This window comes from Naumannella cuiyingiana (genome assembly GCF_013408305.1).
In the GTDB taxonomy this organism is placed as follows: domain Bacteria; phylum Actinomycetota; class Actinomycetes; order Propionibacteriales; family Propionibacteriaceae; genus Naumannella; species Naumannella cuiyingiana.
In genome coordinates, this window is sequence record NZ_JACBZS010000001.1 from 2,167,818 (window position 1) to 2,182,960 (window position 15,143).

Consider the following 15,143-nt stretch of genomic DNA (forward strand, 5'->3'; position numbering starts at 1 on the left):
CGGCTACTGCAGCGGTTCGAGCCAGCTCCGGTCGCCGCGGGCGCCGTTCACCTCGCGCCCGCACAGGGTCGCGATGGCTCCGTCCAGCAGGCCCAGGACGCGGGCCCAGGCCGGGTCGGCGCGGGTCGCGTCGACATCGCTGACGACCTCGCGGCCGGTGTCGACGGCGCCGAACCGGAGCAGGAAGTTCCGGGGGCCGGGGGCCGCCGGAGGTGTCGGGAACCGCGTGGCCGCCATCGCCTGCTCGAACTGCGCGCCCCAGGCCGGGGCGAGCTGGCCGTCCCAGGTCTGGGCGGCGTCGCGGGTCTGCCAGCGCGCGGACACGTCGCCGTTGGCGAACCGCCACTGCAGGATGTACTGCCGGTCCGGGCCGTCGGCGAAGGCGTAGGTGCCGAGCTCCGTTTCCGGTACGCCGGCCAGCCGCTCGGGCTCGAACGCGGCCCGGCGTACGTGATCGGCCCAACGCTCCGGGCGGCCCAGCTCCGCGTGCGGCCCGGCACCGCCGAAGACGAGGATCAGATCGGGGGCGGGGCGGCCGAGGGCCGCGGCGCGCTCGGCCAGCGGGGTGACCTGGCGGGCCACCGCCAGCACGTCGTCGGTGACATCGGGCTCGGTCATCCGCTCCCGCGCCGCGGCCCAGGTGCTGACCAGCCGGTCGGCCGCCGCGGCGGGCAGCCCGGTCGCTGCGCCGGTGGGTGCGCGGCGCAGGTCCAGGCCGGGCAACCCGGCGAGCTCCATCAACGATTCCAGCCGGAGGTCGGCCGGTACGCCGCCGCGCGCGAGCTGCCGGTCGAAGTCGGGCAGCCACGATCGGTTGTACGGGCCGGTCGCCCCGGCGGCCCAGGCCGTGGCGGCGATCACCGTCTCGAGCGCACGCCAGCGCGGCGTCGGGTCCTCGCCGGCCTCGAGGCGCTCGCCGGACAGCAGCTCGTCGAGCACGCCCGGCGCGACATCGTCGTCCAGGTGTGGCCGGACCGTTGCGGCGAGCCGCTCCGCGATGGCCTTGCTCTCGCCGGCCCGCAGCACCAGCGAGCGCACCTCCGCCGCCGATGCGGCATACACCCGGAGCATCTCGCCCATGGCGACACCGTAGGGCACCGCCGGGCGAACGGTTCGCAGAACCGGTGCCCATCCGCACGACGCCGCGGCGCGCCCCGGCTCGACCGGCGTCCGGACTCGGGACACAATGCCCGGGTGCCGAGCCTCGATCCGCTGCTGACACCGGGCCCGACCCGGGTGATGGGCATCGTCAACGTCACGCCGGACTCGTTCTCCGACGGCGGCATGTGGTTCGACCACCCGCGGGCGATCGAGCGCGGGCTGCGCCTGGCCGCCGACGGGGCCGACCTGGTCGACGTGGGCGGCGAGTCCACCCGCCCGGGCGCCACCCGCGCGGATCCGGCCGAGGAGCTGCGCCGGGTCCTGCCGGTGATCCGCGAGCTGTCCGCGGCCGGCGTACCGATCTCGATCGACACCATGCGCGCCGAGGTGGCGCGGGCCGCCGTCGCCGCCGGCGCGCGGATCGTCAACGATGTCTCCGGCGGCCTCGCCGATCCGGCGATGCTGCCGACGGTCGCCGATCTCGGCGTACCGCTGATCTGCATGCACTGGCGGGGACACTCGGCGACGATGGCCGATCTGGCCGACTACGACGACGTCGTTGCCCGGGTACGCGACGAGCTCGCCCGCCGCCGCGACGCGGCTCTCGCCGCCGACATCCCCGGTGAGTTGATCATCCTCGATCCCGGGCTCGGATTCGCCAAGACCGCCGAACACAACTGGCAACTCCTCACCCACCTCGACGCCCTTGCCGATCTTGGTCACCCGCTGCTGGTCGGCGCCTCCCGGAAACGCTTCCTGGGTACGCTGCTCGCCGACCGCGCCGGCGACCGGCCGCCGGCCGAGCGCGATGCCGCCACCGCCGCGATCACCGCACTGCTCGCCGAACGCGGCATCTGGGGGGTGCGGACGCACACGGTCGCGGAGCACCGCGACGCCGTGGCGGTCGGGCAGGCGTGGCGAACGGCCGCCTCGGGCCGTGGCGGCGGGCTCCGCTAGGGTCGGGGACGCCCGGCCGACCAGGAGGTGATCAGTGACCGGTTTCGTCGCCGACCCGGCGCTCGCCGACCGGATCGAGCTGCGCGGGATCACCGGTTTCGGCCGCCACGGCGTCCATCCGCACGAACGCCGCGACGGGCAGCGATTTGTCGCCGATGTGACCTGCTGGCTGGACCTTTCGCCGGCCGCCGCGAGCGATGATCTTGCCGACACGATCGACTACGCTGGCTTGGCGCAGGCCGTGGTGGCAGACATCGAAGGCGAGCCGCTCGACCTGCTGGAAGCTCTCGGCGCGCGGATTGCGGCGAGTTGTCTTGCCGATTCCCGGGTACGCCGGGTCTCGGTGACCGTCCACAAACCGGATGTCGACATGCCGGTGCCGGTGACCGACGTCGCCGTCACGATTCAGAGGAGTGCCGATCGATGACCAGCCCCAATCCCTTCGCGATCGACGCCGACACGTTGAGCGGGATGAAGCCCATCCGACAGGTGGTGTTCTCGCTGGGTTCCAGCCTGGGGGACCGGCAGGCGACTCTTTCCGGCGCGGTGCAGGCGCTGGAGGACACGCCCGACCTGCGGGTGGTCGACATATCGTCGGTCTATGAGACGACGCCGGTCGGCGGCGGGGAGGGCGATCCCGACTTCTACAACATCGTGGTGATCGCCGACACCACGATGGAGCCGCGCACGCTGCTGGAACGCGCCAACGCGATCGAGGACGCGTTCGGCCGGTCCCGCGAGGACGAGCAGAACGCGCCGCGCACCCTCGACGTGGATCTGATCATGGTCGGCAAGGACCGAGTGGACGACGACACCCTGACCCTGCCGCACCCGCGCGCGCACGAGCGCGCCTTCGTGCTGGTGCCGTGGGCCGAGATCGAGCCGGCGGGCGAGCTGCCCGGTCACGGTGCGATCGCCGAACTGCTGACGTCGCTGGACGCCTCCGGGGTGCGCCGGCTCGACGACGTGGAGCTGGATCGCTGAGATGACGGACCCGGGCTCGGCACCGGGCGGGCCCGAGCCGGGCCCGGAGGGCGGCCGGCTGCAGCCCACGTCCACGCGGGTGCTGATCATCGCCGCGGTGCTGGGCGGGGCGGGAGCGTTCGCGCTGGGCAAGCTCGCCGAGCTGATCACCGGCGTACCCCTGCAACTGTCGTGGGCCGGCCCGGTCGCGCTGCTGGCGATCGCCGGCTGCGTCGCGGCCATCGCCATCGGCGCGTGGCGGCGGCTGCGGACCGATCGGCGGCCGGTCGAGCCCGAGCGTGCCGTCGCCCTGCTGGCGCTGGGCAAGTCCGCCGCCCTCGCCGGGGCGCTGCTGGCGGGCGGCTATCTCGTGTTCGCGCTGCTGTCGCTGGGCGCCATTGCCGCACCGGCCCCGCGACTTCGGGTGATCACCTCGCTGGTCGCCGTGGTCGGGGGAGTGGGAATCATGATCGCCGGGCTGGTGCTGGAGCGGGCCTGCCGCGTACCCGATGACGACTCAGCGAACAATCAGGAAAATTGAGCCCGCACGAGGCCGAGTCGCGCTGTCGTTCGGTGAATCACGTGACACAATGCACTCGTGAGCACACCACGCAACAGTGCCCCCGCAGCCATCCGATGGACGGCGCTGGTCGTCCTTGCCGCCGGCGCGATCCTGGCCGCCGTCGCCGCGATCGGGGAGGTCTGGGTGGTCCGGGCCGGAGTCGCGATCGCGATCATCGCCGGTGCCGCCGCCCTCTGGCTCGCTGCCCGGCAGGCCCGCGCGGCCCTGAAGCGTTCGGCCGACGCGAGTCGCGAGGCAATCCGGACCGAGGTCGCCGCCCGCAGCGCCGAGCGCAAGGATGCTCGCGAGGTGCTCGACACCATGTCGGCCTACAACGACGAGCTGGCGGCGAGCAATGACCGCCTCGAGGACCAGCGTCGCCGGGCGCACCAGGAGATCACCGGGTTGAAGCGCCGGATCGGCAGCCTGCAGTCGGAGGTCTCCGGCCTGCGCGGCAACAACACGGCGCTGAAGATCGAGCTCGCCGACCGCATCGCCAACCTCGAGGCGCTGCAGGACGCGCTCGTCGCCAAGGAAGCCGAGCTCGCCGAAATGCGCGGTGAGGAGCCCGGGCCGGCCGGTGCCGTGCTGGCCATCGCGGCCGCGCCGGCGACGGACGAGGACGGGGACGAGGAGCATCCGACCGTTGCCAATATGGCGGCGGTGAAGGATGCCGAGCGCGAAGCGGCGCAGCAGCCGCGGGCCCGCGAAGCCTGAGCCCGTCGACCCAATTCAGCAATAGCTCCCGCCCACAACGGGCGGGAGTTTTTGCGTACCTTCCGATTTGTGGTGGTTCGGATGACGCGTGTTATGTTTGCCGCGGACAAACGATCTCGGGGGGCTCCGAGATGGGGAGGAAAAGATGGCTCAGCGTGTGCAGGTAATCCTCGAAGACGACATCGACGGCGGCGAGGCCGCCGAGACCTTGCGATTCGGTCTCGATGGCGTCGATTACGAGATTGATCTTTCGGAGAAGAATGCTGGCAAGCTGCGCGACGCTTTGGCGCCGTGGGTTGCCCATGGTCGGCGGACCGGCGGGCGTCGCCGCACCGGCCGCTCGACGGCATCGTCCGGCTCGCGGAATTCGCGGGCCGGCGAGATCCGCGAATGGGCCCAGGCCCAGGGCATGAAGGTCTCGGCCCGCGGGCGGATCTCCGCCGAGATCCAGGAGGCCTACGACCGCGCGCACTGAGGCGGCGCACAGTCTTTGGCAGTTGGAGCTCTTGAGCAGTTGGTACGCCACGGCGGCCGGTCCCGGACAGGGGCCGGCCGTTTGGCGTACCGACCGCCCGCGGGCGCGCCCGGTCGCGATTGCGCCAAGGGCGAACGGCTCCGGCATCCGGGAACACTTCGGCGGACCGGAGCGCTCACTAGACTGTTCGTACGCTGCCGGGACCGGGCCGCCGCCGAGTGGGGCGGGCCGGAAGTCCCCCGGCAACCGATGAGGAGACCAGATGTTCGAGCGATTTACCGACCGGGCGCGACGGGTCGTCGTGCTGGCTCAAGACGAAGCTCGCATGCTCAATCACAACTACATCGGAACAGAACACATCCTGTTGGGTCTCATCCACGAGGGCGAGGGTGTTGCCGCGAAGGCGCTCGAGTCACTCGGGATTTCGCTGGAGGCGGTCCGGGAGAAGGTCGAGGAGATTATCGGCCACGGACAGCAGAGCCCGACCGGCCACATTCCCTTCACGCCGCGCGCCAAGAAGGTGCTCGAATACAGCTTGCGTGAGGCGTTGCAGCTCAATCACACCTACATCGGGACCGAACACATCTTGTTGGGCCTGATCCGCGAGGGCGAGGGCGTCGCCGCGCAGGTGTTGGTCAAGCTCGGCGCCGACCTCAATCGCGTCCGCAACCAGGTGCTGCAGCTCCTGTCGGGCTTCCAGGGCGGCAAGGCCGAGGGCGGCGGCCCGGTGGGTGCCGGCGTCGGCGCCGAGTCCGGCTCGACCCCCTCCAGCTCGACGGTGCTCGACCAGTTCGGCCGCAACCTGACCCAGGCCGCGCGCGAGGCCAAGCTCGACCCGGTGATCGGCCGGGAGACCGAGATCGAGCGTGTGATGACGGTGCTGTCCCGGCGTACCAAGAACAACCCGGTGCTGATCGGCGAGCCCGGCGTCGGCAAGACCGCCGTGGTCGAGGGCCTGTCCCAGGCGATCGTCCGCGGCGACGTGCCGGAGACGCTGCGCGACAAGCAGATCTACACGCTCGACCTGGGCGCGCTGGTGGCCGGGTCGCGCTACCGCGGCGACTTCGAGGAGCGCCTGAAGAAGGTGCTCAAGGAGATCAAGACCCGCGGCGACATCGTGTTGTTCATCGACGAGATCCACACGCTGGTCGGCGCGGGCGCGGCCGAGGGCGCGATCGATGCGGCCTCGATCCTGAAGCCGATGCTGGCCCGCGGTGAGCTGCAGACGATCGGCGCGACGACGCTCGACGAGTACCGCAAGCACATCGAGAAGGACGCCGCGCTGGAGCGCCGCTTCCAGCCGATCCAGGTCGCCGAGCCGTCGATCGGGCACACGATCGACATCCTGCGCGGCCTGCGCGACCGCTACGAGGCGCACCACCGGGTGACGATCACCGACGAGGCGCTGGCCGCGGCGGCCAACATGGCCGACCGCTACATCCAGGACCGGTTCCTGCCGGACAAGGCGATCGACCTGATCGACGAGGCCGGTGCCCGGCTGCGGATCCGTCGGATGACGGCGCCGCCGGACCTGCGCGAGTACGACGAGAAGATCGCGACGGTACGCCTGGAGAAGGAGGCGGCCATCGACGCGCAGGACTTCGAGAAGGCCGCGTCGCTGCGCGATGACGAGAAGAAGCTGATCGGCGTGCGCGAGGAGAAGGAGCGCGCCTGGCGCAGCGGCGACATGGATGTGGTCGCCGAGGTCGACGAGGAGACCATCGCCGAGGTGCTGTCCAGCGCCACCGGCATCCCGGTCTTCAAGCTGACCGAGGAGGAGTCCAGCCGGCTGCTGCACATGGAGGAGGAGCTCGGCAAGCGCTACATCGGCCAGCACGACGCCGTCAAGGCGCTGAGCCGGTCGATCCGGCGTACCCGTGCCGGGTTGAAGGACCCGAAGCGGCCGAGCGGCTCGTTCATCTTCGCCGGACCCTCGGGCGTCGGCAAGACCGAGCTGACCAAGGCGCTGACCGAGTTCTTGTTCGGCGACGAGGACGCGCTGATCACGCTCGACATGTCCGAGTACTCCGAGAAGCACACCGCCTCGCGGCTGTTCGGCTCCCCGCCCGGCTACGTCGGGTACGAGGAGGGTGGCCAGTTGACCGAGAAGGTGCGGCGCAAGCCGTTCTCGGTGGTGCTCTTCGACGAGATCGAGAAGGCGCACCCGGACATCTTCAACTCGCTGCTGCAGATCCTCGACGAGGGCCGGCTGACCGATGCGCAGGGCCGCGCGGTGGACTTCAAGAACACCGTGATCGTGATGACCACGAACCTCGGCACCCGCGACATCTCCAAGGCGGTCAACCTCGGGTTCTCCCGCGCGGGGGACGAGGAGTCCAGCTACGAGAAGATGAAGGCCAAGGTCGCCGACGAGCTGAAGACCCACTTCCGTCCCGAGTTCCTGAACCGGATCGACGAGATCGTCGTCTTCCACCAGCTCACGCCCGCCGACATCGAGCGGATCGTGGACCTGATGGTCGCCGAGATCGAGACCCGGCTGAAGGACAAGGACATGGGCATCGAGCTCACCCAGGCCGCGAAGGAGCTGGTCGCCAAGCGCGGCTTCGACCCGGTGTTGGGTGCACGCCCGCTGCGCCGCGCGCTGCAGCGCGATGTCGAGGACGTGCTGGCCGAGAAGATCTTGTTCGGCGAGCTGAAGTCGGGCGAGATCGTCGTGGTCGATGTCGACGACCCGCAGTCGGACCAGCCGTTCACCTTCACGGGCAATCCGCGCAGCGAGCTGCCGGACAGCCCCCCGGTGGAGCTGGAGGGCTCCGGCGGCGACGAGGGCGAGCAGTCGGCCTGATCACCGAGCGCGAGGAGGGCCCCGCGGAGCTGATGCTCCGCGGGGCCCTTTCTCGTCCGTGGTTTGGCAAGTGTTTGTACCGACGTCTGCGTCAATAGTGACGCAAACGTCGGTACAAACCTCAGGAAGTGGTCGCGGACTTTGCTGCCTCGGCGGCCGCCCAGGCGCTGGCGACCATGTCATCGAGGGTGTGGCGCATCTTCCAGCCCAGATCGCGGGCGGCGAGCTGGCCGCTGGCGACGATCCGGGCCGGGTCGCCCGGGCGTCGCGGCGCGATCTCGGGCGTGAAGTCGATGCCGGTGCCCCGGGCCATCGCGGTCATGATCTCGCGCACCGACGAGCCGGTGCCGCTGCCCAGGTTGTAGACCGGCTCGAGCTGATCACCGGCCGCCAGCCGCTGGGCCGCCACCACGTGGGCCTGCGCCAGATCGGCGACGTGTAGGTAGTCGCGGACCGCGGTGCCGTCGGGGGTGGGGTAGTCGTCGCCGTTGATCATGGGGGTACGCCCGGCGAGCAGCGCCTCGAACACCTTGGGAAAGAGGTTGTGCGGGGAGGCGTCGTGGATCTCCGGCGTACCCGATCCGACGACGTTGAAGTAGCGCAACGAGGTGTGCTGCAGCCCCGTCGCCCGCGCCGCGTCGGCCAGTAGCCATTCACCGATCAGCTTCGACTCGCCGTAGGGCGATTCGGGCCGGGTCGGCGTCTGCTCGGTGACCAGATCGGTGTCGGGGGTGCCGTAGGTGGCCGCCGAGGAGGAGAAGACGATCTTGTCGACACCCTCGTCGGCCATCGCCTGGAGCAGGCTGACCGTGCCGGTCACGTTCTGGGTGTAGGTGTGCAGCGGCCGCTCGACCGACACGCCCGCGTACTTGTAACCCGCGATGTGGATCACGCCGGCCGCGTCGTGCTCGCGCAGCGTGTCGCGGACCAGATCGGTGTCGGTGATGCTGCCGCGGACGAGCGGTACGCCGTCGGGCACGAACGCCGCGAACCCGCTCGACAGGTCATCGAGCACCACCACGCCGAGGCCGGCGTCACGCATCGCGCGGACGACATGCGCGCCGATGTAGCCGGCGCCGCCGGTGATCAGCCAGGTGTGGTTCGGATCGGGGGTCATCGGGGTCCTCTCGGCCGTTCGGGTACGCCGGTCAGCCTACGGCCCGGGCGACTGTCGATCGGAGATTGAGGGTCGCTGGGGTAGAATCGCCGGGATTTCGGATCGGGGATCAACCACGGGGAGGGCCGTGACGGAGGAGACGAGGGACGAGGCGGACGAGATCCTCGACCGGCTCGCCAACCCTGACGTCCTGGCACGCGGTTCGGGATGGAAGATCGCGCCGGGTCTTCTCGCGCTGGTCGCCTATGCCGCGGCCTGCGGGTGGCTGGTCGGTCCTTGGTTCGCGTTGCTGATGCTCGCCATCATCCCGCTCGGGCTCGGCATCTTCACCTGGGCGCGCCGTGCCGCGAAGGGTGGACGACGTCCGGGCCCCGTGCAGGTCGGCCTGATCGGCGTGGGGCTCGCGATGCTCGTCGCCAGTTCGGCCCTCGGCCTCGGTCTCGGCCAGGCGGCGCCGATCCCGGCGGTCGTCGCGACGCCGTCCCCGCGACCGACCCCCAGCGAGACGCCGACGCCGAGCGAATCCCCGACTCCCACCCCGACTCCGAGCCCGACTCCGAGCCCCAGCCAGACCTCGGACAACTCGGGCGGGGGCGACGACGAGGCGGATGCCGATTCCGGCACGGGCTCCGGCGGCCAGGGCGACTACGACGAGCCCGCGCCGCGGCCGCGGCAGCCGGACTCCCAGCGGTCCGACAACGGTGGCGGCGACAGCAACTCCGATGACGACAAGGGCAGCGGCGGTTCGGGCAACGGTGACGGCGGCTCGGGGAATGGCAGCGGCTCGGGCAACGGCGACGGTGGCTCCGGCAATGGTGACGGCGGCTCCGGTTCCGGCAACGGCGACGGCGGTTCGGGCAACGGCGGCGGCTCCGGTGATGGCAGCGGCGCCCCGGACCCGGGCGGCGGCGATCCCGGTCCCGGCGATGGCGGCGGGGATCCGGACCCGGGCGACGGCGGCGGAGACCCCGGCACCGGTGAGACCGGCGGGGCTGGCCCGGGCGAGCCCGGGGCCACGGACGAGATGGTGGCGCCGACTCCCTGAACCCGGGTCAGCGCGTCAGGGCATCCAACTGGTTGGTGAGGTCGCGGTAGACGTCCTCGGTGTAGTGGAACGGCGCGAGGCCCCACTGGTGTCCCGGGCGGGCGCGGACCCGGTCCCGCGGACGGATCATCGTCAGTTCCGGCGCGGCGTCCATGATCGCGCGCTGATAGCGAAACGTCGCGGCATTCGCCGCCTCCGCCGACAGCCCGAAGCTGACCGGGGTGGGATGGTCCTCCGTGGTGATCGCGGCCCACGGCACCTGCAGGAAGACGGTCCGCCCGAGCAGATCGCGGTCGGCCAGGGCGCCGATCCAACGGGGCAGCGCGCGTGACCAGGCCGCGAAGTGCTCATCGGTCCCGTAGGCGACATGCGGCAGTCCGGCCGGGTAGAAGTCGGCGCCGATGCCCTCGATGGTCCGGGTGAACCACCCGTCCCCCGCACGATGGGCGCCGAGCCGCTCGTCGGTGAGGTCCCACAGCACCAGGTCGACGGTGCCCGCGGCGTCCAGTTGATCAATGGCATTCCCGGCCAGGTCACCGGCGAGCATCCGGCGCTGGAAGGCGCTGTCCAGTTCGGCGTACGGCAGCGTCGAATCGGGCACCGGGCGGCCCACACTGACCAGCGACTGGCGGGCGACGTAACCGGCCAGGCGAAACCGCTCCGGCAGGTGTTCGAATGTGTCCCGGGACACGCACGAGCCCATGATGAAGGTGCGCGTCACGCCTCGATCTCCTGCTCGGCCGCGAACTGCGCCCGGGCATCGGCGAGCAGTTTGTCGGCCACCTCCGGCTTGTCCTGGGCGATGTTGTGCGCCCACCAGCGGTACTTTCGCGCGGTCTCGCGCGCCGGCCCGTCCGCGATCATCTCGCCGTTGTGCAACCAGATCGCGCGGGTGCAGGTGTCCTCGACCGTCTTCGCCGCGTGCGAGACGAGGAAGATCGTTCCGGCGCTCTCCCGGAGCCGCTCGATCACCTTCTGGCTGCGGTTCGCGAATGCCGCGTCGCCGGTGCCGAGGGCCTCGTCGATCAACAGGATGTGCGGGTTGTACGCCGCCGCGATCGCGAACCGCAGCCGCGCCGCCATGCCGGAGGAGTAGGTGCCCATCGGGCGCTTCAACGCGGGGCCGATGCCCGCGAGGTCGGCCACCGCCGGCATCAGAGCCTGGACCTGCGGCGGCGACATGCCCAGCGACAACAGCCCGAGCCGGATGTTGCCCTCACCGCTCAGCGAGTTGATCAACGCGGCGTTCACCCCCAGCAACACCGGAGTCGAGGTCGAACGAACCTCACCGCTCGTCGGCGGCTCCACGCCCGCGATGATGCGCAGCAGGGTGCTCTTCCCGGAGCCGTTCTGGCCCATGATCCCGACCTGCTCGCCCTCGTGCACGGCGAACGAAACCCCCTTGACGGCGTGCACCTGGGTGGTGGGTGAGATGCCGAACGTCCGACCGATCCGGGCCCGGATCCGGTGGCGCTTGGCCACCTGGGAAAGCGAGGTGGTCCGGCTGCTGTAGGTGACCTTGACGTTGTCCACCTCGACGGTGCGGTGCAGGCGTACGTCACGCTCGGCCATAGTTCACCTCGCCCCGCCAGAAGTAGACGAAGCCGATCAGGAACAAGACGACCGACCACGCCGCCAGGATGATCCACGACCGCGGCTCGGGCATCGTGTCGTAGATCAACAACTTGCGCGAGATGTCGAGCACCTGGAAGGCGGGATTGATGTTCAGGATGATCTCGCCGTAAGGAAGTCGCAGCACGCGCTCGGGCCCGAACATGACGCAGGAGACGAACAACCACAGCCGGGTCACGAAGCCGATGATCTTGCGCAGGTCCGGTATCGCGTCGGTGATCCGGGCAACGATGAAGCTCAGACCGAGGTTGAACACGGTCTGGATGGCGATCACCGCCGGGAACAGGAGCCACAGCGGGGTCGGGTACGCCTGGGGAGGCTTCAGGATCAGGATGACCAGCAACACGATCAGGGTCGGGATCGTGCTGAACAGGTTGCGCGCGGCCAAGCCGATCAGCAGCGCCGCGCGGGGAAAGGCGAAGGCGCGGATCAGGCCCTTGTTGCTGGACACGATGCCGGCGCTCTGGTTCATGGCCCGGCCGGTATAGCCGAACATGAACACGCCGATCAGCAGGTAGCCGACGTAGTTTGGGATGCCGCGACTGACGCCGAGGATCACCTGGAAGATCAGGTAGTACATCAGCGCGTCCAACAACGGCTGCAGAATCAGCCACAGATTGCCGAGGAGCATCCTGCCGTTCGCGGTGATCGTCTGTGCCCGCGCCTGCGCTAGCGCGAACGGCCAGCGCTGGATCAACTGCGCGATGTAGACGCCCAACGGCGGCCGACCGCCGACCGGGAGAAGGATGGGCGCCGCGCCTGCGGACCGGCGAGGCGGATCGGTCGCCAGGTCGGGCCGAACGATGTCAGCTTCGGGCATCTTTTCCCAGGATGGTTCGGTACAGGTCGCCGTAGGTCTGTGCTGCGGCCTGCCAAGTACGCCGTAGCGCGAGTTGCCTACCCGCGTAACCATAGCGGTCGCGCTCGTCGGGATCGGCAAGCTCGCCCAGTGCCCGCGCCAGATCGGCGGGATCGCCCGGGCGCGCGAGCGTACCCGCCCCGCCGATGATCTCGGCCAGCGCGGGCAGGTCGCTGCCGATCACCGGGCGGCGCAGCGCCATCGCCTCCAGCGGCTTGACCGGCGTGACCATTCGGCAGACCGGGGTGTCGCGGCGCGGCACCGCGAAGACATCCAGCGCCTCGTACCAACGCAGCGCCTCGGCGTGCGGCACCCGCCCCGGCAGCAGCACGTGCTCACCCAACCCCAGCCGGTCCACCCTTGCCACCAGCTCCGGGCGCGACACCCCGTCGCCGACGATCGCGCCGCGCACGTCGAGCCCCGCCGCCCGGGCGGCGGCGATCGCGTCGATCAACACGTCGAGACCCTCGTAGCCGACCACCGACGTGATCGAGCCGACCCAAAGCCCGGCGCGCGGCAGGCCGAGCGCGGCGCGGGCGTCCGCGGGCTCGACCGGCGGCCGGGCCAGCACCGCCTCGTCGACGGCGTTGGGGATCACGGTGATCGCGTCGGCCGGTACGCCGCGGGAGACCAGGTCGGCGCGCTGCGTCATCGACAAGGCGACGACTGCGTCGGCGGCCGACGCCAGGTCGGCCTCGCGGGCCCGGAGCAGGCGTACCCGCTCGCTGTGTTCGGCATCCTCCCGGTACGCCGCCGGGCGCGACGCGAGCCAGGTCAGCTCCAACAATCCGCGCATCTCATACACCCAGGGCAGGCCGGTTGCGTCGGCGGCCGCCGCGGTGGCGACCGCATTGGTCCAGTCGGTGGTGGTGTGCAGGATCGCCGGATCATGCTCGGCGATCAGCGCCACGAGCTGCCGGGCCTGCGCGGCGAGCCGCTGGTCCAGCGCGGCGGGCAGGCCGAACGCCGGGAGGCGGTGATAGTTGACCCCGCCGATCCGCCAGTCGATCGCGCTACCGGGGCGGCCGATCGTCGCCGGGTAGCCGATCCGCGTCGCCGCGTCGACCCGTCGACCGCTCGCCGCGATCGCGTCGAACACGTGCTGGGACCGGAAGGTGTACCCGCTGTTGGTGTGCGGCTGCGCATTCGTCAGCACGGCCAGCACCCCGCCACCCGCCGGTCGAGCAGGGGTCGCACGGCCGAGGGCGAGCCGGGATCTCGGGCGCATCAACCCCAGCTCGGACTCCATCCGCGTCCGCAGTCGGCTGCGCCGCGTGCCGCCCAACAGCTCGACCGCCTCGGTCATGGCGCCGCGCTGCCAGGCGGCGCGGGCTCGCGCGCGGCGGCCGGCTCCGGGCCCGAGCGGTACGCCGAGCTCGACGGCCAGCAGATCCCGCAGGGCCCGGGCGGGCCGGGCGCGCGGGCGTACCCCGGAAAGAATGCGTCGCGCGTCGGCCGGCCGGTCCTGGACGAAGGCGGCGAGCGCGCCGCCCAGCCCGCGTCGCGGACCCCAGGAACCGCGCGCTCGGGGCAGGAATCGTCGCGCCCCCTGGACGACGAGATGCATCGGATCCTCGACGGCCAGCGCCAGCGCCGTCCGGCCCATGAGAACCAGATCGCCGGCGCGGTGCCGCCGGTCAGCGGCCATCGGCAACGCTACGCAGCGCCTCCAGGTAGCGCCGCGGCAGTTCGTCCCGGTCGGCATGTGCGGCGACCCATTCGGGTCCGCGGCTGCCCGTGTCCAGCAGCGACCGGTCGTTGGCGAGCGTGGTCCAGAGCTCGGCGAGTGCCTCCGGGTCTTCGGGCGGGACGACATGTCCGGCACCCGTCTCCGAGACGATCTCGGCGGATTCGCCGGGCGCGGAGACGGTGATGTGCCGGCCGCTGCTCAGCGCCTCGTAGAGCTTGGAGGGCACCGACCAGCCCATCGACTCCCAGGCGCGCAGGCTGATCAGCACCGTGTCCGCCCAGTCGTAGTGCTCGGCGACCTGATCGATCGGGACCCGGTCGAAGATTTCCGCCGGCTCGCCCAGCCGGTGGTTGAAGGTACGCATCGCCTCGGCCTCGGCGCCCGTGCCGAAGATCCGCAGCCGCACCGGTACGCCGGCGCGGTGGCACAGCGACGCCGCACGGATGGCGGTGGCGAGGTGTTGCGCGCGCCCGATGTTGCCGGCGTACAGCACCTGCAGGGAGTTGCCCGGTCGGGGCGGCGGTGCCGGCAGCCGCTCCTTGATCGCCATGTTGGTGTTGCGGATCACGGTGATCGGCGGCATCCGTCGACCGCCGAGGACGCGCGCCCAACTGTCGGTGGTGGTGACGATCAGGTCGGCCCCGCGTTGCAGCGCGGAGTAGGCCCGCCGCACCAGGGGCGCCCCGACGCCCATCAACGAGGCCGCGACGCCCGCCGGCGTTCGCGCACGGGTCGCGGTGCCGGTGTCGCCCCAGGTCTGCCACTCCTGGACCAGATCGGGCCAGGCGTCGCGCATCTCGGCGACCACGGGCCGGCGCGCGCGGCGGCCCAGCGCGACCGCGACCGGCAACGTCGGGAGCGACGGGACGGTCCCGATGATCACGTCGGGGTCGGGGCATTCGCGCCGGGCCAGGCGGTATGCCGCTGCGGCGGTCAGCAGCTCGTTGGCGATCCGTCGGGTGAGTCGCAGGCCGCGGATGCGGGCGGTGGTCTCGTGCACGGTGATGCCGTCGCCGGGGTCGCGGTCGGGGTGGCGCCCGTCGTCACCTGCCGAACGCCAGCGCGGGACGACCACGTCGACCCGATGGCCCAGCTCGGCGAAGCGCCGCGCCAGCCAGCCCCACCGGTACGCGTGCGGCCCCTCCTCGGGAGGGAAGTGTTGCGTCAGCAACAGGATGCGCATGGGACGGACTGCTCCTGACCGGTCGGGACCGCGCTT

General features: G+C 71.1%; 15 protein-coding genes. 8 read left to right on the forward strand and 7 right to left on the reverse strand.

Annotation, left to right across the window (positions count from 1 at the left end; all coding sequences use genetic code 11):
* Positions 1-3: 3 nt before the first annotated feature.
* A complete protein-coding gene (locus GGQ54_RS10035; RefSeq protein WP_179445255.1) occupies positions 4-1,080 on the reverse strand; it encodes a DUF7691 family protein in 1,077 nt (358 codons plus the stop codon).
* A gap of 159 nt (positions 1,081-1,239) precedes the next feature.
* Between GGQ54_RS10035 and folP the strand changes: the two genes are divergently transcribed.
* From folP to GGQ54_RS10070, 7 genes are all read left to right on the forward strand, one after another.
* A complete protein-coding gene (folP, locus tag GGQ54_RS10040; protein WP_179446545.1) occupies positions 1,240-2,058 on the forward strand; it encodes a dihydropteroate synthase in 819 nt (272 codons plus the stop codon).
* A 34-nt stretch (positions 2,059-2,092) separates the two neighbouring features.
* Positions 2,093-2,485, forward strand: a complete 393-nt coding sequence (gene folB, locus GGQ54_RS10045) for a dihydroneopterin aldolase (RefSeq protein WP_179445256.1) — start codon at positions 2,093-2,095, stop codon at positions 2,483-2,485.
* Complete coding sequence (folK, locus tag GGQ54_RS10050) at positions 2,482-3,042, forward strand: 2-amino-4-hydroxy-6-hydroxymethyldihydropteridine diphosphokinase (RefSeq protein ID WP_179445257.1); 561 nt, start codon at positions 2,482-2,484, stop codon at positions 3,040-3,042. The genes folB and folK overlap by 4 nt, the downstream gene beginning before the upstream one ends.
* A 1-nt stretch (position 3,043) precedes the next feature.
* Positions 3,044-3,562, forward strand: coding sequence for a DUF3180 domain-containing protein (locus tag GGQ54_RS10055; protein ID WP_179445258.1), 519 nt, complete (start codon positions 3,044-3,046; stop codon positions 3,560-3,562).
* 57 nt (positions 3,563-3,619) lie between these two features.
* A complete protein-coding gene (locus tag GGQ54_RS10060) occupies positions 3,620-4,300 on the forward strand; it encodes an intermediate filament family protein (RefSeq protein ID WP_179445259.1) in 681 nt (226 codons plus the stop codon).
* A gap of 145 nt (positions 4,301-4,445) precedes the next feature.
* Positions 4,446-4,775, forward strand: coding sequence for a histone-like nucleoid-structuring protein Lsr2 (locus GGQ54_RS10065; RefSeq protein WP_179445260.1), 330 nt, complete (start codon positions 4,446-4,448; stop codon positions 4,773-4,775).
* 262 nt (positions 4,776-5,037) lie between these two features.
* Positions 5,038-7,581: an ATP-dependent Clp protease ATP-binding subunit gene (locus GGQ54_RS10070; protein WP_179445261.1), complete on the forward strand. Its 2,544-nt coding sequence runs from the start codon at positions 5,038-5,040 to the stop codon at positions 7,579-7,581.
* Between the two features lie 121 nt (positions 7,582-7,702).
* Here the strand turns inward: GGQ54_RS10070 and galE are convergent, their stop codons facing one another.
* Positions 7,703-8,698 (reverse strand): UDP-glucose 4-epimerase GalE, encoded by a 996-nt coding sequence (gene galE / locus GGQ54_RS10075; RefSeq protein ID WP_179445262.1) that lies wholly within the window; start codon positions 8,696-8,698, stop codon positions 7,703-7,705.
* 127 nt (positions 8,699-8,825) lie between these two features.
* Here galE and GGQ54_RS10080 point away from each other — a divergent pair, with 127 nt between their 5' ends.
* Positions 8,826-9,743: a hypothetical protein gene (locus GGQ54_RS10080; protein ID WP_179445263.1), complete on the forward strand. Its 918-nt coding sequence runs from the start codon at positions 8,826-8,828 to the stop codon at positions 9,741-9,743.
* A 7-nt stretch (positions 9,744-9,750) separates the two neighbouring features.
* Here the strand turns inward: GGQ54_RS10080 and GGQ54_RS10085 are convergent, their stop codons facing one another.
* The 5 genes from GGQ54_RS10085 to GGQ54_RS10105 are packed head-to-tail and all read right to left on the reverse strand — an operon-like array spanning position 9,751 to position 15,107.
* Complete coding sequence (locus GGQ54_RS10085) at positions 9,751-10,464, reverse strand: DUF6270 domain-containing protein (protein ID WP_179445264.1); 714 nt, start codon at positions 10,462-10,464, stop codon at positions 9,751-9,753.
* Positions 10,461-11,315 carry an ABC transporter ATP-binding protein gene (locus tag GGQ54_RS10090; protein ID WP_179445265.1) on the reverse strand — a complete coding sequence of 285 codons (855 nt, stop codon included), beginning with the start codon at positions 11,313-11,315 and terminating at the stop codon, positions 10,461-10,463. The genes GGQ54_RS10085 and GGQ54_RS10090 overlap by 4 nt, the downstream gene beginning before the upstream one ends.
* Entirely contained in the window at positions 11,302-12,195 is an 894-nt protein-coding gene (locus tag GGQ54_RS10095) for an ABC transporter permease (protein ID WP_179445266.1), read from the reverse strand. The genes GGQ54_RS10090 and GGQ54_RS10095 overlap by 14 nt, the downstream gene beginning before the upstream one ends.
* Positions 12,182-13,882 carry a glycosyltransferase gene (locus GGQ54_RS10100; RefSeq protein ID WP_179445267.1) on the reverse strand — a complete coding sequence of 567 codons (1,701 nt, stop codon included), beginning with the start codon at positions 13,880-13,882 and terminating at the stop codon, positions 12,182-12,184. The genes GGQ54_RS10095 and GGQ54_RS10100 overlap by 14 nt, the downstream gene beginning before the upstream one ends.
* Positions 13,872-15,107, reverse strand: coding sequence for a glycosyltransferase family 4 protein (locus GGQ54_RS10105; protein ID WP_179445268.1), 1,236 nt, complete (start codon positions 15,105-15,107; stop codon positions 13,872-13,874). The genes GGQ54_RS10100 and GGQ54_RS10105 overlap by 11 nt, the downstream gene beginning before the upstream one ends.
* Positions 15,108-15,143: the final 36 nt, after the last annotated feature.